18 protein-coding genes are annotated in these 22,170 nt (G+C 67.2%); 7 read left to right on the forward strand and 11 right to left on the reverse strand.

Annotation, left to right across the window (positions count from 1 at the left end; genetic code table 11):
* Positions 1-11: 11 nt before the first annotated feature.
* Both MRBLST15_RS08165 and efp read right to left on the reverse strand, forming a co-directional pair.
* Positions 12-1,355: a TRZ/ATZ family hydrolase gene (locus MRBLST15_RS08165; RefSeq protein ID WP_089236234.1), complete on the reverse strand. Its 1,344-nt coding sequence runs from the start codon at positions 1,353-1,355 to the stop codon at positions 12-14.
* 219 nt (positions 1,356-1,574) lie between these two features.
* Entirely contained in the window at positions 1,575-2,141 is a 567-nt protein-coding gene (efp, locus tag MRBLST15_RS08170) for an elongation factor P (RefSeq protein WP_222388728.1), read from the reverse strand.
* A gap of 97 nt (positions 2,142-2,238) precedes the next feature.
* On the opposite strand from efp, the gene epmB reads away from it, so the two are divergent.
* The gene (gene epmB, locus MRBLST15_RS08175) at positions 2,239-3,279 is read left to right on the forward strand and encodes an EF-P beta-lysylation protein EpmB (RefSeq protein WP_367785644.1); all 1,041 of its coding nucleotides are present in this window, start codon (positions 2,239-2,241) and stop codon (positions 3,277-3,279) included.
* 69 nt (positions 3,280-3,348) lie between these two features.
* Here epmB and MRBLST15_RS08180 read toward each other — a convergent pair whose 3' ends face one another.
* A complete protein-coding gene (locus MRBLST15_RS08180) occupies positions 3,349-5,475 on the reverse strand; it encodes a putative bifunctional diguanylate cyclase/phosphodiesterase (RefSeq protein ID WP_367785645.1) in 2,127 nt (708 codons plus the stop codon).
* 414 nt (positions 5,476-5,889) lie between these two features.
* Positions 5,890-6,660, reverse strand: a complete 771-nt coding sequence (locus tag MRBLST15_RS08185; protein WP_265955508.1) for an RNA methyltransferase — start codon at positions 6,658-6,660, stop codon at positions 5,890-5,892.
* Between the two features lie 120 nt (positions 6,661-6,780).
* On the opposite strand from MRBLST15_RS08185, the gene MRBLST15_RS08190 reads away from it, so the two are divergent.
* The gene (locus MRBLST15_RS08190) at positions 6,781-7,608 is read left to right on the forward strand and encodes an inositol monophosphatase family protein (protein ID WP_025876387.1); all 828 of its coding nucleotides are present in this window, start codon (positions 6,781-6,783) and stop codon (positions 7,606-7,608) included.
* 677 nt (positions 7,609-8,285) lie between these two features.
* Here MRBLST15_RS08190 and htpX read toward each other — a convergent pair.
* Complete coding sequence (htpX, locus tag MRBLST15_RS08195; RefSeq protein ID WP_265955507.1) at positions 8,286-9,152, reverse strand: protease HtpX; 867 nt, start codon at positions 9,150-9,152, stop codon at positions 8,286-8,288.
* A 93-nt stretch (positions 9,153-9,245) separates the two neighbouring features.
* On the opposite strand from htpX, the gene gluQRS reads away from it, so the two are divergent.
* The 3 genes from gluQRS to phaR all read left to right on the forward strand — a co-directional run bounded on the left by gluQRS (position 9,246) and on the right by phaR (position 11,649).
* Positions 9,246-10,166, forward strand: a complete 921-nt coding sequence (gene gluQRS, locus MRBLST15_RS08200) for a tRNA glutamyl-Q(34) synthetase GluQRS (protein ID WP_367785646.1) — start codon at positions 9,246-9,248, stop codon at positions 10,164-10,166.
* A gap of 17 nt (positions 10,167-10,183) precedes the next feature.
* Complete coding sequence (gene phbB, locus MRBLST15_RS08205; protein WP_089236243.1) at positions 10,184-10,924, forward strand: acetoacetyl-CoA reductase; 741 nt, start codon at positions 10,184-10,186, stop codon at positions 10,922-10,924.
* Between the two features lie 179 nt (positions 10,925-11,103).
* Positions 11,104-11,649, forward strand: coding sequence for a polyhydroxyalkanoate synthesis repressor PhaR (gene phaR, locus MRBLST15_RS08210; RefSeq protein WP_367785839.1), 546 nt, complete (start codon positions 11,104-11,106; stop codon positions 11,647-11,649).
* An 80-nt stretch (positions 11,650-11,729) separates the two neighbouring features.
* On the opposite strand, the gene MRBLST15_RS08215 is transcribed toward phaR, so the two are convergent.
* From MRBLST15_RS08215 to MRBLST15_RS08240, 6 genes are all read right to left on the reverse strand, one after another.
* Entirely contained in the window at positions 11,730-12,668 is a 939-nt protein-coding gene (locus MRBLST15_RS08215) for a TraB/GumN family protein (protein WP_367785647.1), read from the reverse strand.
* A gap of 2 nt (positions 12,669-12,670) precedes the next feature.
* Positions 12,671-13,600 carry a DUF1684 domain-containing protein gene (locus tag MRBLST15_RS08220; protein ID WP_367785648.1) on the reverse strand — a complete coding sequence of 310 codons (930 nt, stop codon included), beginning with the start codon at positions 13,598-13,600 and terminating at the stop codon, positions 12,671-12,673.
* Between the two features lie 11 nt (positions 13,601-13,611).
* Entirely contained in the window at positions 13,612-15,513 is a 1,902-nt protein-coding gene (gene mutL / locus MRBLST15_RS08225; RefSeq protein WP_367785649.1) for a DNA mismatch repair endonuclease MutL, read from the reverse strand.
* A gap of 129 nt (positions 15,514-15,642) precedes the next feature.
* Positions 15,643-17,220, reverse strand: coding sequence for an N-acetylmuramoyl-L-alanine amidase (locus tag MRBLST15_RS08230; RefSeq protein WP_367785650.1), 1,578 nt, complete (start codon positions 17,218-17,220; stop codon positions 15,643-15,645).
* Positions 17,221-17,302: 82 nt separating this feature from the next.
* The gene (tsaE, locus tag MRBLST15_RS08235) at positions 17,303-17,785 is read right to left on the reverse strand and encodes a tRNA (adenosine(37)-N6)-threonylcarbamoyltransferase complex ATPase subunit type 1 TsaE (protein WP_367785651.1); all 483 of its coding nucleotides are present in this window, start codon (positions 17,783-17,785) and stop codon (positions 17,303-17,305) included.
* Positions 17,782-19,266: an NAD(P)H-hydrate dehydratase gene (locus tag MRBLST15_RS08240; RefSeq protein ID WP_367785652.1), complete on the reverse strand. Its 1,485-nt coding sequence runs from the start codon at positions 19,264-19,266 to the stop codon at positions 17,782-17,784. Before MRBLST15_RS08240 ends, tsaE begins: the two co-directional genes overlap by 4 nt.
* 23 nt (positions 19,267-19,289) lie before the next feature.
* On the opposite strand from MRBLST15_RS08240, the gene queG reads away from it, so the two are divergent.
* Together queG and xseA are read left to right on the forward strand one after the other, a co-directional pair.
* Positions 19,290-20,360, forward strand: a complete 1,071-nt coding sequence (queG, locus tag MRBLST15_RS08245) for a tRNA epoxyqueuosine(34) reductase QueG (RefSeq protein ID WP_367785653.1) — start codon at positions 19,290-19,292, stop codon at positions 20,358-20,360.
* 45 nt (positions 20,361-20,405) lie between these two features.
* A complete protein-coding gene (xseA, locus tag MRBLST15_RS08250; protein ID WP_367785654.1) occupies positions 20,406-21,746 on the forward strand; it encodes an exodeoxyribonuclease VII large subunit in 1,341 nt (446 codons plus the stop codon).
* Positions 21,747-22,170: the final 424 nt, after the last annotated feature.

Genomic DNA, 22,170 nt, shown 5'->3' on the forward strand with positions numbered 1-22,170 from the left:
GGCGCCTGTACTCAGGCGCGGATATGACGGATGCGCTCGCGCCACTGGCGCGCGTTGGCGATGATGCCCGGCAGGTCCATGCCGACCAGCTCACGCTGCACCAGCTTGGGCTTGCCGGCGATCCAGACGTCGCTGACCTGCTGGCGGCCGGTGGCGTACACCAGCTGCGACAGCACGTTGTGCAGCGGCTGGGTCTCCAGCGCGGACAGGTCGACGCAGACCAGGTCGGCCTGTTTGCCGACCTCGATCGAGCCGATGCGCTCGCCGAAGCCCAGCGCGCGGGCGCCACCCAGCGTGGACGCGCGCAACGTGGTCGCCGCGTCCAGCGCGGTGGCATCGTCGGCCACGGCCTTGGCCAGGATCGCCGCGGTACGGTTCTCGCTGAACATGTCCAGGTCGTTGTTGCTGGCGCAGCCGTCGGTACCGATGGCCAGGTTCACGCCGGCGCGCTGCAGGGCGCAGGCCGGGCAGAAACCGGAGGCCAGTTTCAGGTTCGATTCCGGGCAATGCACCACGCTGACACCGCGCTCGGCGCACAGGTGGATCTCGGCCTCGGTCAGCTGGGTCATGTGCACCGCGATCAGGCGGTCGTTGACCAGGCCGAGGCGATCCAGCCGCGCCAGCGGACGCTGGCCGTGCAGCTTGATCGAATCGGTGATTTCCTGCGCGGTTTCGTGGGTATGCAGGTGTACCTGCATGTCGAGCTGGTCGGACAGCATCCGCACCCGCTCGAAATTGGCATCGTTGACCGTGTACGGCGCATGCGGCGCGAACGCGGTACCGATCAGCGGGTCGGTACGCCACTGGTCGTGCAGTTCACCGGCCTTGGCGAAGTACTCGTCGTCGGTCTTGGCCCAGGCGGTGGGGAAATCGATGATCACCGCGCCGACCAGCGCGCGGAAGCCATGCTTCTTGTAGACCGCGGCCTGCACGTCACCGAAGAAATAGTTCTCGTTGGCGCAGGTGGTACCGCCACGCAGCATTTCGGCGATGGCAAGGGTGGTGCCATCGGCGACGAACTCGGGGCCGATCACCGCCGCTTCCACCGGCCAGATGTGCTGCTGCAGCCAGGTCATCAGCGGCAGGTCGTCGGCGACGCCGCGCAGCAGGGTCATCGGGTTGTGCGTATGTGCGTTGACCAGGCCCGGCATCAGCGCAGCTTCGGGGCGGCTGACCACCTGGGTGGCGCGGAAGCGCGCACGCGCTTCGGCACGCGGCAGGATGGCCACGATCTCACTGCCACGCACGGCGACGGCATGGTCTTCCAGCACCACCGCATGCGGCTCGATCGGAACGACATAACCGGCTTCGATCAGCAGATCGCAGGCTTCGGGGAGGTGCGGGCTATCGCTCATGCGGGCTCACTGGCTGAGGGGGAAGGACCGTACGTAGCCTTGGCTCCGACCTGGCGACTGATCACCGGTCAAACGGCTACCGCTGAGCTTCTGGAAGGCAAGCCCCTGAGTCAGGGGCGGCCGCGAAGCGGCGGGGTGTGGGTGCTGGTGAGCGGGGGTCCACGATCCGCATGGCGGATCGTGGGAGCGCCAGCGCGAATGCGCCGGCGCGTACCCGGATTACTTGACGCGCGAGGAGTACTCGCCCGAACGGGTGTCGACCTTGATGATTTCATCCTGGTTGACGAACAGCGGCACGCGCACCACGGCACCGGTTTCCAGGGTGGCCGGCTTGCCGCCGCCGCCCGAGGTGTCGCCGCGGACGCCCGGGTCGGTCTCGGTGATCTTCAGTTCAACGAAGTTCGGCGGCTGCACGAAGATCGGCGCACCGTTGAACAGGGTCACGATGCAGGACTCTTCGCCCTTCAACCACTTCTCGGCGCCGCCCATGCCGGCCTTGTCGGCCTGCACCTGCTCGAAGGTTTCCGGGTCCATGAAGTGCCAGTACTCGCCGTCGCTGTACATGTAGTCCATGTTGGTATCGACCACATCGGCCACTTCCACGTCGTCGGTCGCCTTCATGGTCATTTCGACCGTGCGGCCCGACTTGATGAAGCGATAGCGCACGCGGGTGAAGGCCTGGCCCTTGCCCGGCTTGATGAACTCGGTCTCGGAGATGACGGCCGGTTCATTGTTGACCAGGATCTTCATCCCGTTCTTGACATCGTTCATGCCCGCAGTGGCCATGCTCAAGCTCCTCAAATGGCGAAACCGCCGCGCGTGCGGCGAGCCGGATAGAATGGAAAGCCCACCGGAACCCCGGCGGGCAACTGTTTATGTGTCCATGATAACCGCAGGCCCCCTCTCCATGCAGCTTTCCGCCTTCCCCCGGACCCAGTCGCCAGCCGCGCCCGCGCGCTGGCAGCAGCTGTGGCGGCAGGCCCTGCGCGACCCGCAGACGCTGCTGGCCCGGCTGGATCTGGATGCTGCGGCACTGGGCGTATCCGAGGCCGCCATCGCCCAGTTCGCGCTGCGCGTGCCGGAGGGTTTCGTCGCGCGCATGCGCCGTGGCGATGCCTACGACCCGTTGCTGCGGCAGGTGCTGCCGATCGACGCCGAGATGCGCCCTGTCCCCGGGTTCAGCTTCGATGCGGTGGGCGACGGTGCAGCAAAGAAGGCCACCGGGGTCATCCAGAAGTACCGCGGCCGCGCCCTGCTGGTGGCCACCGGCAGCTGCGCGATCAACTGCCGCTACTGTTTCCGCCGGCATTTCGACTATGGCGCCGAAAACGCCGCCAAGGGCGGGTGGCAGGAGGCAGTGGAGGCCATCGCTGCAGATCCGGACATCGATGAGGTGATCCTGTCCGGCGGCGACCCGCTGTCGCTGGCCACCCACAAGCTGGCCGAGCTGACCGATGCACTGCGCGGCATCGCGCATATCCGCCGGCTGCGCATCCATACCCGCCTGCCGATCGTGCTGCCCGAGCGGGTCGATGACGAGCTGCTGGCCTGGCTGGGCGACCTGCCCTGGCCGCTGGCGATCGTGGTCCACGCCAACCACGCCAATGAATTCGACGCCAGCGTCGATACCGCGATGGCCCGCCTGCGCGGCATCGGCGCCCAGCTGCTGAACCAGGCGGTGCTGCTGCGCGGGGTCAACGACAGCGTGCAGGCGCTGCAGGACCTGAGCGAGCGCAGCTTCGCCGCCGGCGTTCTGCCCTATTACCTGCACCAGCTGGATCGGGTCGAGGGCGTGGCCCATTTCGAAGTGGACGACGTCCAGGCCAAGGCCCTGATTGCCGGCCTCACTGCGCGGCTGTCCGGTTATCTGGTACCCAAGCTGGTCCGCGAACTGCCCGGCGATCCGAGCAAGCGCCCGGTCTGACAGTAGATCCACGCCATGCGTGGATGGGCATTCCTGGCAGAAGCATCCACGCATGGCGTGGATCTACTCTCATGCGCCCGATTCGATCATCCGCACCACTTCAGTGGCAGTGACCGGGTGGCTCAACCGATAGCCCTGGCCCAGGTCGCAACCACGCTGGGCCAACAGCTCGAACTGCGCCTCCTGCTCGATACCCTCGGCCACCACCGTGATGCCCAAGGCGTGGGCCATGGCGATGATCGCCGTGGTCAGGGCCAGATCGTCGGGGTCGCGCTGCATGTCGGCGACGAAGCTCTTGTCGATCTTGACCCCATCCACCGGCACCTGACGCAGGTGGCTGAGACCGGAGAAGCCGGTACCGAAGTCGTCCAGCCACACCTTCACCCCTGCCCGGTGCAGGCGGTCCAGCAGCTGCGCGGCCAGCATCTCATCACCGATCACCGCCGTCTCGGTCAGCTCCAGGTGCAGGCGCGAGGCCGGCAGCCCGGATTCCTGCAGGCACTGCGCAACCAACGCCGGCAGCTCACCGCCGCGCAACTGCCGTGGCGACACATTCACCGAGACGAACAGCTCGTCGCCGGCCACGCCGCGCGGCCACTGCACCGCTTCCATGCAGGCGGCACGCAGCACCTTCGGGCCGATGATCTCGATCAGGCCACTCTGTTCGGCCACCTCGATGAACACCGATGGCGGGATCGTGCCCAGCGTCGGGTGCTGCCAGCGCAGCAGCACTTCCACGCCGACCATGCGGCGGTCGCGCATGCGGAAGATCGGCTGGTAGGCCAACCGCAACTCGCCGCGCTCCCAGGCGCCCCGCAACTCCTGCTCCATGTGCACGCGGCGCTCGACCGCGTGGTCCATGGCCCGGCTGTAGTAGCGGTAGCAGTTCTTGCCGGCCATCTTGGCCTGGTACATGGCGATGTCGCCGTTCTTCAGCAGCGTCGTGGCATCGGCGGCATCGTCGGGGAACAGGGTCACGCCGATCGAGGTGCCCAGGAACAGCTCCCTGCCCTGCACCACCAGCGGCTTGCCCAGCTCGCGCACCAGCACTTCGGCCAGCAACCGCGCATTGGCCGCAACGTCGCCATCACCAACCAGGATCACGAATTCATCGCCGCCGAACCGCGCCAGCACCGCGTCGTCGCCGCCCGCCTCGGTCACGGCACGGCCGATGCGCTGGGCAAACTGCAGCAACGCCTCGTCGCCGGCCTCATGGCCCAGCGTGTCATTGACCCGCTTGAAATCATCGATATCGGCGAACAGCAGGCCCAGCCGGTGATTGGACGCACGTGCGGCCATCAACCGGTGGTCCAGCGCCTCGCGGAATGCCAGCCGGTTGGTGAGCCCGGTCAACGCGTCGGTGTAGGCCATGCGCCGCACTTCGCGGTCGTGGCGGGCAATCGCATCACGCATGCGGGCAAAGCCGCGCACCAGTTCACCCACTTCGTCGTCGCGGGTATTTTCCCGCAGCGGCGCCTGGTAGTCGCCGGCTTCGATGCGCCGTGCCGCTGCGGCCAGCTCGCGGATCGGCGCGACCAGCGTGCGCTGCACGTACAGGATCACCACCACGCCGATCACCACCAGCAGGCCCAGCATCAGCAGCAACCAGCCCAGATGCCGGCTTCCCATCTGCTGCAGCCGCTCACCGAGGGTCGCATTGGCTGCCTGCTCGCGCTGCAGCACTTCGTCCAGCGCCATGCCGACGCGGACACCACCGATGCGCTGATTGCCCATCCTGATCGGCATTGCGTTGTCGAGCACCGTGGGCGACTGCTGCACCACCAGCGACTGGGCGGCAATCGCCCCGGCAGCCAGCGGATCGGCCATCGGCCGTCCGGCATCGGGCACCCCGGCCGAGCCGTCGTGGACCAGCCGTCCACGGTCGTCGAACACCAGTACGTAGCGCACCACCGGCTGCCGCGAAATGCTGCGCACCAGCGCCCCGACCTGGTCCAGATCGTTCTTGTGAAGCGGACCGGCAAGCGCATCGGACAGCTCGCGCACCATGGCCTCGCCACGACTGCGCACGCTGCGGTCGAACAGTTCGTGGATGACGCCGTTGCTGAGCGACCTCACCTCGCCCTGCATCGCCGCCTGCCGCCCCAGCAGCACGGCCAGGATCGCCACCACCACCAGCATTGCCCCGCCCATCGCAAGCAGGAATCGGGCCTGCATCCCGGAGCCGAGCAACTTCATTCCACTTCCATCCGCACGCGCGTCGACCTTTGTTTCAATTCATCCAACCACGGTTGCGCATGCGCAACGACGCGGCGGAAACCGGAAGCCCCCAACACCCTCTGCAAGGCACTCTGCACCCTTTGACGACAGACGACACGCGGCTGCACACCGGACGCACGACTGGACACCGTCGGCACCGGCCCGGCCCCCTGCCGGCCCACATGGCCAAGCGCATGATCCTGCGTCATCGCGAGTTGCCCCTCTTCGCTGCCCAACGCCCCCACTGTGGACCCGGCGCAGCATGCGCCGTGCCGGCCAGCAGGGCCAAGGCCAGGCTCAGCAGTTCCCCCTGCATTGCCCTACGCAGACCCGACACAAGCATCATCCCCCCCAGGGTATCCGGACAGACTACCCGAAAAAATGAGACCGTCGTCAGCTGTCCTTGCTGTTCTTCTGCGCCAGGCGTGCCATGCGCTGGGTATCGGCCAGGATGCCGCGCAGCAGACGCACTTCCTGCTCGCTGGGCTCGCTGCGCAGGAACAGACGGCGCAGCTTGCGCATCGCCGAATCAGGCGCGCGGCCTTTGTGGAAATCAATCTCGTCCAAGGTCTCGCCCAGCTGGGCGAAGAAGCTCTCCATCTGATCGTGGCTGGCGGTCTGCTCGCGACTGTCCGGCCCGGTTTCGGCCGCGGGTTGTGCGCCCAGCAACTGCATCCGCACTTCATAGGCCAGCACCTGCACCGCGGCGGCCAGGTTGAGCGAGCTGAACTCCGGGTCGGATGGAATGTGCACTGCGGCGTGGCACAGCTGCAGCTCCTCGTTGGTCAGGCCGGTGCGCTCACGGCCGAACACCAGCGCCACCTCGGCGCCTTCGCTGGCCTTGGCCACTGCGCGGGTGGCGGCATCGGCCGGCAGGAACTCTTCCAGCTGGACCCGGCGCGCACGTGCGGTGCAGCCCAGCACGAACCGGCAGTCGGCCACGGCTTCGGCCAGGGTGGCCACCACCGGTGCGTCGCCGAGCACGTCCTCGGCGCCGGCCGAGCGACGGAAGGCCTCTTCATCAAGCGGTTTCTCCGGCGCCACCAGGACCAGGCGGGCCAGGCCCATGGTCTTCAGGGCACGGGCGGCGGCCCCCATGTTGCCGGGGTGTTGGGTCCCGACCAGGACGAATCGGAGGCGGGTGGCGGCAGGAAACTGGGACATGAACAGGGAAAATGTCGAGCTGGACGAAGACCAATGGTAAACTGTGCGGCCGGCCACTGCGCCGGACCCGCTCTTTTCCCCCGCCAGCCCTTCTCTTCTGCCCTTCCGGGAGCCCATGCCATGCAGAAACCCGCCGTAACCGTCATGGTCAAGGCCGCCCGCCTCGCCGGCAACGTCCTCTTGCGCAACATCAACAAGCTCGAGGCACTGAATGTAGTCCAGAAGGGCCGCATGGACTACGCCAGCGAAGTCGATGCGGACGCGGAAAAGGTGATCGTCAAGGAACTCAAGCGCGCCTACCCCGAGTACGGCATCTTCGGTGAAGAAGGTGGCGTGCAGAGCGAGCGTCGCCACATGTGGGTCATCGACCCGCTGGACGGCACCAGCAACTACCTGCGCGGCGTACCGCACTACTGCGTGTCGATCGCCCTGGTCGAGAACGGCGAGCCGACCGACGCGGTGATCTTCGACCCGCTGCGCAACGAGCTGTTCACTGCCAGCCGCGGTGCCGGCGCCGTACTCAACGACCGCCGCATCCGCGTGGCCGACCGCAAGGATCTGGAAGGCACCATGATCCACACCGGTTTCGCTCCGCGCGAGCGCGCACGCGCCAGTGCGCAGCTGAAGTCACTGGACGCCCTGCTGGTGCACGCCGAGGACATCCGCCGCTCGGGTTCGGCCGCGCTGGACCTGGCCTATGTGGCCTGTGGCCGCGCCGACGCCTACTTCGAGGCCGGCGTGAAGGCCTGGGACATCGCCGCCGGCGTGCTGCTGGTGCGCGAGGCCGGCGGCAAGGTCTGCGACTTCAAGGGCGCGACCCCGGCCCGCATGGACAACCGCGGCCCGGACACCCAGCAGATCGTGGCCGGCAACCTGAAGGTGGCTGAGTCGCTGCAGAAGGTGCTGGTGAACACTGGCTACGCTGCCGAGTTCGACGCGAAGTTCTGAGGTTCCGCGTAAAGCGGTTCATGGAGACGGCACCTGCGAAGGTGCCGTTTTCGTTTGTGCGCCCACGCATCGGTAGCGCCGGGCCATGCCCGGCGGGCTCTTTTCCGCGCCTGCGGAGGGGTGTCACTTTCTTTGCGCGCAAAGAAAGTAACCAAAGAAACGCTCCGCCGGTCGCGAGCCGACGTGCTGCGCACGTCGGTACCCTGCGCTCCTCGGTCCGTCGAGGGACGGTGCGGGAAGCCAGCCGACTAGCAGTCGGCTCTACAGGACAGCGGCACCTCTTCGCCCTCGCCGGACCTGCGGTGCTCGGCTCGCTATAAGGCGGACTGGAAGATCAAGATCAACGGCAAGAGCATCCACGCATGGCGTGGATCTACTGGGTGCAGCTGTGGCCTTTGACGTTGGGTCCGCCTTATAGCGAGCCGAGCATCGCAGGGGAATCAGGGGCGCAGAGGCGCCGGTGTCTGAGCGCAGCGAGTTCGGCGACGTCCCCTGATTCGCCGAGAAGCGCAGGGTACCGGTGCGTAGCACCGGCTCGCGACTGGCGGCGCGTTTCTTTTGGTTACTTTTCTTTTCGCGCGAAAAGAAAAGTGACGCCCATGAACTTATCGGATCGCAACAACAAAAACGCCCGGCGCGAGGCCAGGCGTTCCTGCATCTCCATCGGTAGCCGGCACTTACGCCACCGTCGACGCCCGCAGCGCGGCAATGCGCTCTTCCAGCGGCGGGTGGCTCATGAACAGCTTCTTCGCGGTCGAACCGGCAATACCGAACGCGGCGATCTGTGTCGGCAAGGTGCTCTGCCCGTGGTTGAGCTGCAGGCGCTCCAGCGCCGAGATCATCTTCTGACGACCGGCCAGCGATGCGCCGCCGGCATCGGCGCGGAACTCGCGGTGGCGCGAGAACCACATCGAGATCATCGTGGCGAACAGGCCGAACACCATCTCCAGCACGAACACGATGATGTAGTAGGCAAAGCCACGGCCGCCACCTTCCCGGTTGCCGGACAATGCGCTGTCGATCACGCCGCCGACCACGCGGGCCAGCACGATCACGAAGGTGTTCAGCACGCCCTGCAGCAGCGCCATGGTGATCATGTCACCGTTGGCGACGTGGGCGATCTCGTGGCCGAGCACGGCTTCGGCTTCGTCCTCGCTCATGTTGTGCAGCAGGCCGGTGGACACCGCCACCAGCGCGTTGTTGCGGTTCGCACCGGTGGCGAACGCGTTGATCTCCGGGCCGTCATACACCGCCACTTCCGGCATGCCGATACCGGCCGCCTTGGCCTGGCGTTCGACGGTGGCCAGCAGCCAGCGCTCGGTCTGGTTGCGCGGCTCGGTGATCACCACCGCACCGGTGGAGCGCTTGGCCATCCACTTGGACAGCAGCAGCGAGATGAGGGAGCCACCGAAACCGAAGATGGCAGCCACGACCAGCAGGCCGCTCATCGAACGGGAGTCCACGCCCAGGATTGACATCACGATGCTGGCGAGGATCAGGACCGCGAGATTGGTCGCCAGGAACAGGGCAATGCGGGTAAACATGGGAAATTCCGGCTTGGAAGGGGTTGATATCCGTCAATTTGCGGTGCGGTCAGCTTGAATTCAAGCGCCAACCTGACCGACGATTCAGCCTGCATGACCTCCAACCTTCCCTGCGGCCGTTTCGCGCCCTCGCCCACCGGCCTGCTGCATCCCGGCTCCCTGCTTGCTGCCTTCGGCAGCTGGCTGCTCGCGCGCCACCATGGCGGCCTGTGGCGGTTGCGCATCGAGGACGTCGACCCACCCCGCACGGTGGCCGGCGCGGCACAGGCGCAACTGCAGACAGTGGCCACGTTCGGCCTGGCCCACGACGGGCCGGTGATCTGGCAAAGCGCGCGCGGCGACGCTTATCAGACTGCGCTGGACCGGCTGCTGGCCGATGGCCACGCCTTTGTCTGCCACTGCAGCCGCAGCGATCTGGCCGCCAATGGCGGCATCCATCACCACTGCGTTGCGCGGCAGCCGCGAGCGGACCCGGCCGTCCGCTTCCGGGTACCTGCGGGCAGCGTGGTGCATTTCGAAGATGGCCTGCGCGGCCAGCAACAACAGGATGTCCATGCCGAGGTGGGCGACTTCGTCCTGCGCCGTGCCGACGGCTGCTGGGCCTACCAGTTGGCGGTGGTCGTCGACGATGCCGCGCAGGGCGTGAACGAGGTCGTGCGTGGCGCCGACCTGCTCGATTCCACCGCCCGCCAGATCCTGCTGCAGCGGGCGCTGGACCTGCCGACGCCGCGCTACTGGCACCTGCCGCTGCTGCTGGATGCACCGGGCCACAAACTGTCCAAGTCACTGGCCGCGCTGCCGGTGGAGGCCCGCGAGCCGGTACCGGTGCTGCGCCGGTTGTGGGAACTGCTGGGCCAGCCGGGCACCGCACTGGAAGGCATCAACGATCGCGATGCGCTGTTGGCCGCCGCCCAGCGCAGCTTCGACCCCGGCCTGCTGCCACGCGCGGACATCCTGCTGCCGGCGGGCGCACTTTCCGCGCCGATGTTGCAGAATCCCCCTTCCCCCACCTGATATCCGGACAGCTTTCCATGACATCTCGCGTCGCACTGGTCACCGGCGGAACCGGCGGCATCGGTACCGCCATCTGCCAACGCCTGGCCGACCAGGGCCACCGCGTCGCCACCAACTACCGTGACGAAGCCAAGGCCCGCGCCTGGCAGCAGGCGATGACCGAACGCGGCTACCAGGTGTCGATCTTCCCGGGCGATGTCTCCGACTCTGCCAGCGCCGAAGCCCTGATCCGTGCAGTCGAAGCCGAACTGGGCCCGGTCGAGATCCTGGTCAACAACGCCGGCATCACCCGCGACACCACCTTCCACCGCATGCGCGCGGAGCAGTGGCACGACGTGATCAACACCAACCTCAATTCGGTGTTCAACGTCACCCGCCCGGTCATCGAGGGCATGCGCCGACGCGGCTGGGGCCGGGTCATCCAGATCAGCTCGATCAACGGCCTGAAGGGCCAGTACGGCCAGGCCAACTACGCCGCCGCCAAGGCCGGCATGCACGGCTTCACCATCTCGCTGGCGCGCGAGAATGCAGGCTTCGGCATCACCGTGAACACCATCTCGCCGGGCTATGTGGCCACCGACATGGTGATGGCGGTGCCCGAGGAAGTGCGCGCCAAGATCATCGCCGACATCCCGACGGGGCGCCTGGGCAAGCCGGAAGAAATCGCCTATGGCGTGTCCTTCCTGGTAGCCGAAGAAGCCTCGTGGATCACCGGCAGCAACCTGGACATCAACGGCGGCCACCACATGGGCTGGTAGACGGCGCCAGGGCCTGAGGGCCCGGCGCTGCACCCTGCCGTTGGTCATGCTGCGCAGCACGCAAAGCCTTGTTGCGCAACATTCCGGCGACGGAAAGCCAAGCCTGGCGGGGGCTGGGGCGGTTGCAACCGCTGCTGCACTGCGCCATGCTGCGCGTCTACTGTGACGAGTACCGCTTCATGGCTGCGACCCGCATCATCAAGAAGTATCCGAACCGCCGTCTGTACGACACCGAGATCTCCAGCTACATCACCATCGAGGACGTGCGCCAGCTGATCCTCGACGGCGAAGACTTCGAAGTCCGCGACGCCAAGAGCGGCGACGACCTGACCCGATCGGTCCTGCTGCAGATCATCGCCGACCAGGAGCAGGACGGTGAACCGATGCTCTCCACCCAGCTGCTGAGCCAGCTGATCCGTTTCTACGGCGATTCCCTGCAGGGCTTCATGGGCAACTACCTGGAGCGCAGCATGCAGGTCTTCCTCGACCAGCAGCAGCAGTTCCGCCAGCAGATGGGCAACCTGCTGGGGCAGACGCCGTGGGCGATGATGAACCAGCTGACCGAGCGCAACCTGGAGCTGTGGCAGGAATTCCAGCGCAACATGGGCAGCGGCTTCGGTGGTCCGCGTCCCGGTGGCACCGGAACGGGCACCGGCACCGGCACGGCCGGCAAGCCGAGCGACCCGACCAGTGGCGCGGGGACCAGCGGCAAGACCCGCCGCTGAGGCAACCGCCCCGGCTGATACGAAAACGGCGCGCCATGGGCGCGCCGTTTTGTTTTGAATGCCCCACGCGTGGCGTGGATCTACTTCCTGCAGCCCTTGCAGACACGCTCGACCTTGTAGCCCTTCGCGCGCAGCTTCTCCACCACGCCATCGTTGCCCAGCAGGTGCAGGCCGCCCACCACCACCAGGGTGCCGCCCTGCCCCGCCTGCAGGTACGGCAGCAGCTTGGGCACCCATGCATCGTTGCGGTCGGTATTGATGCGCTGGTAAAGCTGCGGATACTTCTGGCGCATCTCCACGCCCATCCGGTTCCACAACAGGCGATCGTCGCCACGGCGCCAGGCCTCATGCAGCATCTGCGCCTGGGCATCGCCCTTGCCTGCTTCGTCCAGCGCCTCGGACAGCATCTGCCGCTGTTCCTGCACGCTCATGCCATCGAGCAGGTTGATCTGGCTGGACATGTCTTCCAGGCCTGCAGTCTTCTTGCCGGCCTTCTGCGCCCGCTGCATGAAGTGGCGGTCCAGCCCCAGCTCCGGGTCCAGCCCCAGCTTCTGCATCTGGCCCACAGTGATGGTCAGGCCGACGAACCACGCTTTCATGCCCTGCAACTGCGCCAGTGGCAGTTTGTTCTGCGTCGCATAGGCCTGCAGCTTCTGCCAGGTCGGCGCATCCAGGTCACGCTTGAGTTCGCTGCCATCCTTGCGGGTAGCCACCTGCACCATCTGGCTGGCCATCTGCGGCGACTGCAGCTCCTCTGGCGTCACTTCGAACAGCACGCGCTGCGAGGCTTCAAATGCCTGCTCGACATCGCTCGACAGCGGATAGTCCTGCGGCTTCAACAGATGGAAGGAACCCAGCAGGTACAGCCGTGCATCTCTCTGTCCGGTGACCTTCCACAACAGCGGCACCGGCGGCTTGCCAGCCGACGTTTCAACTGGCGCATCGCGCGCGGTGGCCAATGGGCCGGCGGCGCAGGCAACCAGAAAAACCGCACTGCGCAACAACAGTTTCATCAACATGTTCAGCCCTCTCCTTCAGGCAGGTGATACGCCTTTTCACCCGCTTCCACGCGCAGATCCAAGCGGTTTTCCGGCGGCGCCAACGGGCAGGTCGCATAGGCGGTGAACGCGCACGGTGGGTTGTGGGCGTGGTTGAAGTCGATCGTCACGTGGCCATCGGCGGTGGGCGCATCGGTATCGAGATAGCGGCCAGCAGGATAGCTGCCGTGGCCACTGGTACGGTCAGCGAAGATCAGGAACAGCGGCTGCCCCGGCTCGCCGATCGCTTCCAGCCGCCAGCTGCGGCCGTCGCGATCGAATTCCACGGCACCGGCATTGGGCATCTCGGTGGTCAGGCCGGTGATGTCCACGATCGGCAGGGTCTTGCCTGGCGGATGCGCGATGAAACGCGCCTGCACCTGCCATTGCGGACCACCGGGCCAGTACTGCAGGCCGGCGAAATCGCGGCGTGCGGGTGCATCGGCGTGCTTGACCCGCAGTGCATCGCGCGCGCCGCGACGGATCAGGCTGAGCTGGCCCTTGCCGCCATCGAAGGCCAGCAGGGTCGGCTGCGGATCCTTGTCGGTATCCATGCGGACACGCCCGCGCACCGGCCGCCCATCAAGGGTGACATCGGTACCGGACTCCGGCGTGAACCACCACTGGTCGCCTTCGCGCCGCAACAGCCCCAGCTTGGCCGGCCCCACCGCCAGGCGGATGCCGCTGGTGGCACCGCTGCCGACGAAGTGTGACCGGTTCTGCAACCAGTGCAGGCCGACCAGCGCAGTCCAGCCATCGGGCCGGGTCAGGTCCTGGTAGCGCAGCACCCGCCATTGCTGTTGCTGCGCGGCGAAGGCCGGATCCTCAACCACGGCCGGTGCCGGCGTCGGCGCAGGGCTGCAGGCCGCCAGCAACAGGGCCGCCAGCAGGCCGCCCGTTCTCCAAAGTCGCATCGGTGCTCCCCTCAACGTCCGCGCAGGAACCAGCGGTCGATCTCCGCCAGCGAAAAACGGGCCCAGGTCGGCCGGCCGTGGTTGCACTGGCCGGACCGTTCGGTGATTTCCATGTCGCGCAGCAGCGCGTTCATTTCCGGCACGGTCAGGCGCCGGTTGGCACGCACGGCACCATGGCAGGCCATGGTCGACAGCAGCTCGTCGCGCGCCGTGGCGATGCGACGGCTCTGGCCGTGCTCGCGCAGGTCGGTCAGCACATCGCGCAGCAGGCCTTCGGGCTCGGCATGGGCCAGCAGCGCCGGGATGCTGCGCACGTGCAGTGCACCTGGTCCGGCACGGGTGATCTCGAACCCGAGCGCAGCCAGCGTATCGGCCTCCGCTTCTGCAGTGTCTGCCTCGCGCTCGCCCACCGCCAGGGTGATCGGCACCAGCAACGGCTGCGACTGCAGGCCGATGCCATCGTGTGCATTCTTCAACCGCTCGTAGCCGATGCGTTCGTGCGCCGCATGCATGTCGACCACGATCAGGCCTTCGGCATTCTCGGCCAGGATGTAGATGCCATGCAGCTGGGCAACGGCGTAGCCCAGCGGCGGCACCCCGGCGTCGGCACTGGTGACCGGCAGTCCGTTCTCCATCGGCATCGGCGGCAGTGCAGCACCACGCTCGGCACCGGCTGGCGAGGCATACAGCGCAGCATAGGCAGCGGGTGCATCGGCTACCTGCAGGCCCAGCGGCTGCTGCGGGCGCCAACCGGAAAAGCCACCACCACCGCCCTGCCCCGCACCGGGTGCCGGACCGCGCACGTAGCCGAAGCTGGAGGCCGTCGTGCCCGGCATCGCAGACGCGCTGCCGCCTTCGGCCGGATGCACCGCGCCTGCACCGATCTCCTGCGCGCTCATGCCTGCGCGGGTGTCGGCCAGCGCATCCTTCAAGGTTCGGTAGACGAAGTCATGCACCAGCCGCGAGTCACGGAAGCGCACCTCGTGCTTGGCCGGGTGCACGTTCACATCGACGCGCGTCGGGTCCAGTTCCAGGAACAGCACATAGGCTGGCTGCCGACCGTGATACAGCACGTCGCCGTAAGCCATCTTCACTGCGTGGGCGACACTGCGGTCACGCACCGAACGGCCATTGACGTACAGGTACTGCTGATCGGTACTGGCACGCGAATAATGCGGCTGCGCGATCCAGCCATGCAGGCGCAGGCCGGCACTGCTGTGGTCCACGCGCACGGCCTGGCTGGCGAAGTCCTCGCCCAGGGTCTCGGCCAAGCGCACGTCCGAATACAGGTCGCCCGGCTTGTAGCGACGCGAGGCCTTGCCGTTGTGCGAGACACGCAGCTCGACATCGGGACGGGCCAGCGCCAGCGAGCGCAGCCACTCTTCGATATGCCCCAGCTCGGTGCGCTCGGCGCGCAGGAACTTGCGTCGCGCCGGCACGTTGTAGAACAACTCACGCACTTCCACCGTGGTACCCGGCGCGTGCGCGCGCGGAGTCACCTCGCCGATCTTGCCGCCTTCGATCTGCAATGCCGAACCGTGCTCGTCGTGGGCACGGCGCGAGGCCAGGGTGAAACGGCTGACCGAGGCGATCGACGGCAGCGCTTCGCCACGGAAACCCAGCGTGGCCACCGCCTCCAGTTCGTCCAGGTTGGCGATCTTGCTGGTGGCGTGCCGCGAGACCGCGAGCGGCAACTGTTCGGCGGCAATGCCGCTACCGTTGTCGCGGATGCGGATCAGGCGCACACCGCCTTCTTCCAGTTCGATGTCGACGCGGCTGGCGCCGGCATCGATCGCGTTCTCAACCAGTTCCTTGACCACCGATGCAGGTCGTTCGACCACCTCACCGGCGGCAATCTGGTTGATCAGGATTTCCGGCAACGGCCGGATCGGACGCGGATCGGGCGCGTTCATGGGCAGGTGGGGCAGGCAGACGTCATGCCACGATGATAGCGGAGCGGCGACAGGTAGGGTCGAGATCCACCGTGTGCAGCGCCCAGCCAGGCAGGGCCAGGCTCCAGCAGAAGCAGGCGATCCAGCGGTTTACTTGCTGCCGCCAGCCACGGTGCTTGCAGCGTCGATCTCGGCCTGCGCGCGCGCGGCGTACAACGTGCCCGGCGGCGGTTGGCGGCTGAAGAACGTATGCACGCCATCCAGCACTGCACCGGCGACCTTGCGCTGGTAGGCCGGGTCGATCAGGCGGCGCTCTTCATCCGGGTTGGAGATGAACGCGGTTTCCACCAGCATCGCCGGCATGTCCGAGGTGCGCAGCACGGCGAAGTTGGCGCGCTCGATGTTCGGCTTGTGGTTGTTGCCGATCCGCTTCAGGCCGCCCAGAACGTGGCCGGCAGCATCCTCGGAGGATTTCATGTACCCGCTCTGCGCGAGGTCCAGCAGGACGTTGGCCAGCGTGCCTTCGGTCTGCTGCAGGCGCACGCCACCCACCAGATCGGCGGCGTTTTCCTTGTCCGCCAGCCAGCGCGCACGCTGCGAAGACGCGCCCTTGGTCGACAGCACGTACACCGACGAACCGGTGGCCGAACGGTTCTCGGCGGCATCGGCGTGGATCGAAATGAAGATGTCAGCCTTGTTCGCACGCGCCTTCTGGGCACGCATCGGCAGCGGGATGAACACGTCGCTGTCGCGGGTCAGGAACGCTTTCAGGCCGGGTGTAGCATTGACCTGCCGGGCCAGCTCACGCGCCACCGCCAGGGTGACGTCCTTCTCGCGCTTGCCGGTCGGGCCGATGGCACCAGGGTCCTGGCCGCCATGCCCCGGGTCGATCGCCACCACCAGGTGACGCATGCCCGGCTGCATGCGGATTCGCGACGCATCGCTGGGCATGGTCGGACGCGGCGACTCGGTCGGCGCAACAGGTGTCGGCACCGGCTTCGGCTGGGTGGTCACCACCGCGGTGGTGGCCTGACCGGCCAGGATCGCTGCCGGCGATGATGTCGGTGTGCTGCTGGCGGCGGTACCTGCTGCCGCCATCTGCACCGGCGTGGTGCTCGGCGCCGGCGTCGGCGCGGCCGGTGCCGCGGCGCTGGCGCTGGCCTGCTGCTGGACCTGCGCGGTCAACAGCGCGGTCGCCCGCGCGGCATCGCCACGGGACTGTGCGGTCTGTGCTGGGGTCGGGCTCGGGGTCGAAGCCGGGCTCACCGAAGATGCTGCAGGCGGCTGCGTCGGCGCAGGGGTCACCGCGGGTCGGCTGGCGGCCACGGCCGGACCATCGCCCGGCCACTCGATCACCAGCTTGGATTCATTGCCTTCGCGCTGCATCTGCGGGCGGAAGGGCGCGACCGTCTCGGCCAGGTCGAATACGACACGGAACGTTCCCGGCACCGGCTGCCCGGTGCGCACTGCCGTGACCACGCCCTGCGGCGAAGGCATCTTCAGGTTGCGCACCGCGCTGGAATCGGGGAAATCAACCACCAGCCGGTTCGGACCGGCCAGCGACAGGGTCTTGTAGCCGCCACTGCCGACCAGCGCGATTTCCGCACGGGTTCCGGTCGCACCGGTATTCAGCAGGACCTGACGGACCTCACCGGCCCACGCACTGACGCTCGCCAGACCAAGTCCGACGGCGGCACAGATGGCAATGAGTCGATTCCCCGGGCGCATGACTCAGGATTCAATCACCGCACTGAACGGAATGCAACACCTTTTTCCTTAATAATCCGTAACCTGCCGGTGTTTGTTCTCGTCAGCCGACAGAAAGGGCCTGCAAGTCGCCACCTTGGGGAAGCCGCGACAGCCATTCACGTCCCGCGTCGCTGATGCCAGTGAGACGCACGCGACGCCCCTGCCCTTCAATTTCCAGTGCCACGATCAGATCGGTGGGCGGCAACGCACCGGCGCCGCGCTCGGGCCATTCGACCAGCCAGAGCACCGCGCTGCCCTCGTCCAGCCCCAGGAAATCCAGCTCGCCGGCCTGGCCGATGCGATACAGGTCCAGGTGCCAGGCTTCGCCGCCACTGGACAACGGATAGCGCTCGACCAGCGTGTACGTGGGGCTGCGGATCGCGCCCTGCACGCCCAGGGCCCGCAGCAGCGCACGTGCTGTGGTCGATTTGCCGGCGCCAAGATCGCCGCGAAGTTCGACCAGCGCCTGCGGAGGACGGGTGGCTGCCAGCCACTGCCCCAGCAGTTCGGTGGCGTCGCTGTCAGCAAGGAAGAATTCGGTCATCGGGAACAGTCCGGGTTGGCCAGCCGCCGCAGGGGCGCCAGCAGATCAGTGGGAAGCAGGCCGCGGGCACCGTCGGCAGCGGCGACATCACCGGCCAGGGCATGCAGCAGCGCACCGCCGGCCGCCGCATCGAACGCAGGCAGACCCTGCGCGCGCAGGCTGGCGATGATGCCGGTCAACAGGTCACCCATGCCACCTACCGCCATTCCCGGGTTGCCGGCCGCAATCAATCGAGGTGTGCGGTTTGGCGCGGCGACGATGCTGCCAGCCCCTTTCAGCACCACCACCGCGTGATAGCGCTCGGCCAGCGCCTGCGCGCTGCCATAGCGATCGGCCTGGATTGCCGCCGTGGTGGTTTCCAGCAAGCGCGCGGCTTCGCCGGGGTGCGGGGTCAGGATCGCATCTGTCATCGCATGCGCGTCCTGCGCCAGCAGGTTCAGCGCATCGGCGTCGATCACCAGCGGCAGGCCCGACTGCAGCACACGCGCATACAGCGCGCGCGCCCATTCGTCCTGGCCCAGGCCCGGGCCGATCGCTACGACCTTGGCTTTTGCCAGCAACGCGGGCAGCGCAGCACCATCTTCCAGCGCATGCGTCATCGCTTCGGGCAACCTCGCCAGCAGCGGGCCGACATGATCCTGACGCGTACCGATGCTCAGCAGACCTGCGCCAGCACGCAGCGCGGCTTCGGCGGCCATCGCGATGGCGCCGCCGCTGCCATGGTTGCCGCCCACGCACAGCACATGGCCGGAATCACCCTTGTGGCTGTTGGCACGACGCGGCGGCAGCAGATCCGGCAGGCGCGACTGCGTCCAGCATTCTGCAGCGGCAACGACACCCTGCCAGGCCTCTTCGGGCAGCGTCAGCGGTGCCAGCTGTCTACACCCTGTGTATTCCAGCGCATCGCCGGTGTACAGGCCACGATGGGCGACGATGAACTGCAAGGTCAGGGTCGCGCGCACGGCGGCGCCCGGCACACAGCCGCGGTCGGCATCGACGCCGCTGGGTACATCCAGCGCCAACACCGGCGCCCGCTGCGCGTTGAGCGCCTCGATCAAGGCCTGCGCCGCACCGCTTGGTGCGCGGGCGAAGCCGAGGCCGAACAGGGCATCGACCCATACATCGACCTGGGCCAGTTCGCCATTGAAATCAGCGACGGCTCCCCCGGCGGACTTAAAATCCGTCGCGGCGCGCTGTGCCAATGGCGTGGAAGACGGCGAGCCCGGCAGCGCGACCACCTGGACCTGCAGCCCCGCCTGCAGCGCATGACGGGCCAGCACGTAACCATCGCCGCCATTGTTGCCGCTGCCAACGACCACGCCGACCTGGCGCGCCTGTGGCCAGTGCTGCAGCAGGCACTGCCAGGCCGCCTGCCCCGCCTGGGCCATCAGGCCCCAGCCAGCCTCGCCCGCCAGCGCGGAGGCCTGGGCATCGAGGCTGCGTGCGGCACGGGAATCGAACAGATCGGCAAGGTTGGCCATGCAGGGATTTTATACTGGTGCACATGTCCACCGCCCCTGCCCCCCTCGATCCGGCCCTGGCCGTACAGCGCATCCGCGATCTGGCGCGTGCGCATGGCTTCCAGCGCTGCGGTATCGCCGGCATCGAACTGGGCGAGGATGAGGCGCACCTGGCCGACTGGCTGGGCCAGGGCCTGTACGGCACGATGGACTGGATGGCACGCCACGGCACCCTGCGCGCGCGCCCGGCAGAGCTGCTGCCCGGCACGGTGAGGGTGATCTCGGTGGGCATGGACTACAGCCACAAGGATGACACCGAGGCCTGGGCCACGCTGGCTGATCCGGGCCGTGCGTATGTGGCGCGCTACGCGCTCGGCCGCGACTATCACAAGCTGATGCGCAACCGCCTGCAGAAGCTGGCCACGCAGATCAACGATGAGGTGGCGCCGTTGGGCTACCGCGTGTTCGTCGACTCGGCGCCGGTGCTGGAACGCGCACTGGCACGCAACGCGGGGCTGGGCTGGATCGGCAAGCACACCTGCCTGATCGACCGCCACGGCGGCTCATGGTTCTTCATCGGCGAGATCTACATTGATCTGCCGCTGCCGATTGATACGCCGGCCAGCGCCCACTGCGGCACCTGCACGCGTTGCATCGACGTCTGCCCGACCCAGGCCATCACCGGCCCGCAGCGGCTGGATGCACGCCGCTGCATTTCCTACCTGACCATCGAGCATGACGGTGCGATCCCCGTGGAGATGCGACCACTGATCGGCAACCGCATCTATGGCTGCGACGACTGCCAGCTGGTCTGCCCCTGGAACAAGTTCGCCAAGCGCACCGACGAGGCCGACTTCCGCGCGCGCAACAACCTGGATACCGCGCGCCTGGACCAGCTGTTCGCGTGGGACGAAGCTGAATTCCTGCGCCGTACCGAAGGCAGCCCGATCCGCCGCAGCGGCCACGAGCGCTGGCTGCGCAACATCGCCGTGGCACTGGGCAATGCGCCGACCACGGCAGAGACGCTGTCGGCACTGCAGACACGCGCCGAGGATGCTTCCCCCGTGGTCCGCGAACACGTGCAATGGGCACTGGCCCAGCACGGCCTGCGCTGACGTGCGATCCTGAGGCCCCTGCTCCATCTGCCCCACGCCGTAACCATGCAGCCACGCAACAATGACGTCCTCACCCCCAGCCAGCTCAACACCCTGGCGCGCGACCTGCTGGAAGGCAGCTTCCCGGCGATCTGGGTGGAAGCCGAACTCGGCAGCGTAGCGCGGCCGGCGTCCGGCCATCTGTACTTCACCCTGAAGGACGCGCGTGCACAGCTGCGCGCTGCGATGTTCAGGATGAAGGCGCAGTACCTGAAGTTCGTGCCGCGCGAGGGCATGCGCGTGCTGGTGCGCGGCAAGGTGACCCTGTACGACGCCCGTGGCGAGTACCAGATGGTGCTGGACCACATGGAAGAAGCCGGCGAAGGTGCACTGCGCCGCGCGTTCGAGGAACTGAAGGCGCGGCTGGAGGCCGAGGGATTGTTCGACCCGGCCCGCAAGCGGCCAATGCCGGCCCATGTGCAGCGCCTGGCGGTGATCACCTCGCCCACCGGCGCCGCCGTGCGCGATGTGCTGAGCGTGCTCGGCCGACGCTTCCCGTTGCTGGAAGTGGATCTGCTGCCGACCCTGGTACAGGGCGCGACCGCTGCCGCGCAGATCACCCGCCTGCTGCAGGCCGCCGATGCCAGCGGCCGCTACGACGTGATCCTGCTGACCCGCGGCGGTGGCTCGCTGGAAGACCTGTGGGCGTTCAACGATGAAGCCCTGGCCCGTGCAATCGCCGCCAGCGGCACACCTGTTGTATCGGCGGTGGGTCACGAAACCGACTTCAGTCTCAGCGATTTTGCTGCTGACCTGCGCGCACCGACGCCATCGGTGGCCGCAGAACTGCTGGTCCCCGATCAGCGCGACCTGGCCCTGCGCCTGCGCCGTAATGCGGCACGCATGGTGCAGCTGCAACGCCACGCCATGCAGCAGGCCATGCAGCGCGCTGATCGCGCCCTGCTGCGTTTGAATGCACAAAGCCCGCAAGCACGACTGGATCTTCTGCGCCGGCGCCAGCTGGACCTCGGGCGTCGACTGCATGCGGCGCACAACCAGCAGCAGGAACGTCGCGCGGCCCGCCTGCGCCACGCCGCCGCAGTGTTGCGTGGTCACCATCCGCAACGGCAGATAGAGGCGCTGCGACGTCGCCTTGCCGCGCTGGGCGGGCGCCCGCAAGCGGCACTGCAGCGCCTGCTGCAACGTGATGCACTGCGCCTGCGTGGCCTTGCACGTTCGCTGGAAGCAGTCAGTCCTCTGGCGACCGTCGCCCGTGGTTACAGCATCGTGACCCGTGCAGACGATGGCGCACTGGTGCGTCGTGTCGAGCAGGTGCAACCGGGTGACGCACTGCAGGCCCGCGTCGGCGACGGCGTGATCGACGTCCAGGTGACGGCGGTCAAGTAAGGGGTGTTCGGCAGGGCTGCGCCCTGCACCTGCAGAGGCCTTCAAGCCAAGGCAACAGCAACAGCAACAGCAACGGCAAATGCAACGGCCGGCTCTGGATTGTCTGTGGGTTTGGCGGGGCGGTGTCGGATTGCGGGGACGCCGTAAACCCGTCCGTGGGGGCTTGGCCGCGGCATCCATGCCGCGGACACCCCGCAATCCGACACCGCCCCACCTTCGACAGTTTCCCGGTGACGGTTGGCACATCCACGACATGCGTGGATGAATCTCTTTCAGATATCGAAATCAATCTGGGGTCAGATCCGTTTTCCGTAGGAAAACGGATCTGACCCCAAGAGCCATTCCAACCGATCGCGGAAATCTGTCGAAGGCGGGGTGGGTCCGGTTGCGGGAGTGTCCGCGGCATGGATGCCGCGGCCAAGCC

The organism is Stenotrophomonas sp. LST15-1-1.1 (genome assembly GCF_040815575.1).
Classification (GTDB): domain Bacteria; phylum Pseudomonadota; class Gammaproteobacteria; order Xanthomonadales; family Xanthomonadaceae; genus Stenotrophomonas; species Stenotrophomonas lactitubi_B.

Bases quoted from the DNA above. Each gene is read 5' to 3' on its own strand.
- htpX (WP_265955507.1), bottom strand. From the start codon at position 9,152: ATGTTTACCCGCATTGCCCTGTTCCTGGCGACCAATCTCGCGGTCCTG.
- MRBLST15_RS08240 (WP_367785652.1), bottom strand. From the start codon at position 19,266: ATGGCCAACCTTGCCGATCTGTTCGATTCCCGTGCCGCACGCAGCCTC.
- MRBLST15_RS08190 (WP_025876387.1), top strand. From the start codon at position 6,781: ATGCAGAAACCCGCCGTAACCGTCATGGTCAAGGCCGCCCGCCTCGCC.
- MRBLST15_RS08215 (WP_367785647.1), bottom strand. From the start codon at position 12,668: ATGTTGATGAAACTGTTGTTGCGCAGTGCGGTTTTTCTGGTTGCCTGC.
- queG (WP_367785653.1), top strand. From the start codon at position 19,290: ATGTCCACCGCCCCTGCCCCCCTCGATCCGGCCCTGGCCGTACAGCGC.
- tsaE (WP_367785651.1), bottom strand. From the start codon at position 17,785: ATGACCGAATTCTTCCTTGCTGACAGCGACGCCACCGAACTGCTGGGG.
- gluQRS (WP_367785646.1), top strand. From the start codon at position 9,246: ATGACCTCCAACCTTCCCTGCGGCCGTTTCGCGCCCTCGCCCACCGGC.
- MRBLST15_RS08185 (WP_265955508.1), bottom strand. From the start codon at position 6,660: ATGTCCCAGTTTCCTGCCGCCACCCGCCTCCGATTCGTCCTGGTCGGG.
- efp (WP_222388728.1), bottom strand. From the start codon at position 2,141: ATGGCCACTGCGGGCATGAACGATGTCAAGAACGGGATGAAGATCCTG.
- xseA (WP_367785654.1), top strand. From the start codon at position 20,406: ATGCAGCCACGCAACAATGACGTCCTCACCCCCAGCCAGCTCAACACC.
- MRBLST15_RS08230 (WP_367785650.1), bottom strand. From the start codon at position 17,220: ATGCGCCCGGGGAATCGACTCATTGCCATCTGTGCCGCCGTCGGACTT.
- phaR (WP_367785839.1), top strand. From the start codon at position 11,104: ATGGCTGCGACCCGCATCATCAAGAAGTATCCGAACCGCCGTCTGTAC.
- mutL (WP_367785649.1), bottom strand. From the start codon at position 15,513: ATGAACGCGCCCGATCCGCGTCCGATCCGGCCGTTGCCGGAAATCCTG.
- phbB (WP_089236243.1), top strand. From the start codon at position 10,184: ATGACATCTCGCGTCGCACTGGTCACCGGCGGAACCGGCGGCATCGGT.
- MRBLST15_RS08220 (WP_367785648.1), bottom strand. From the start codon at position 13,600: ATGCGACTTTGGAGAACGGGCGGCCTGCTGGCGGCCCTGTTGCTGGCG.
- epmB (WP_367785644.1), top strand. From the start codon at position 2,239: ATGATAACCGCAGGCCCCCTCTCCATGCAGCTTTCCGCCTTCCCCCGG.
- MRBLST15_RS08180 (WP_367785645.1), bottom strand. From the start codon at position 5,475: ATGAAGTTGCTCGGCTCCGGGATGCAGGCCCGATTCCTGCTTGCGATG.
- MRBLST15_RS08165 (WP_089236234.1), bottom strand. From the start codon at position 1,355: ATGAGCGATAGCCCGCACCTCCCCGAAGCCTGCGATCTGCTGATCGAA.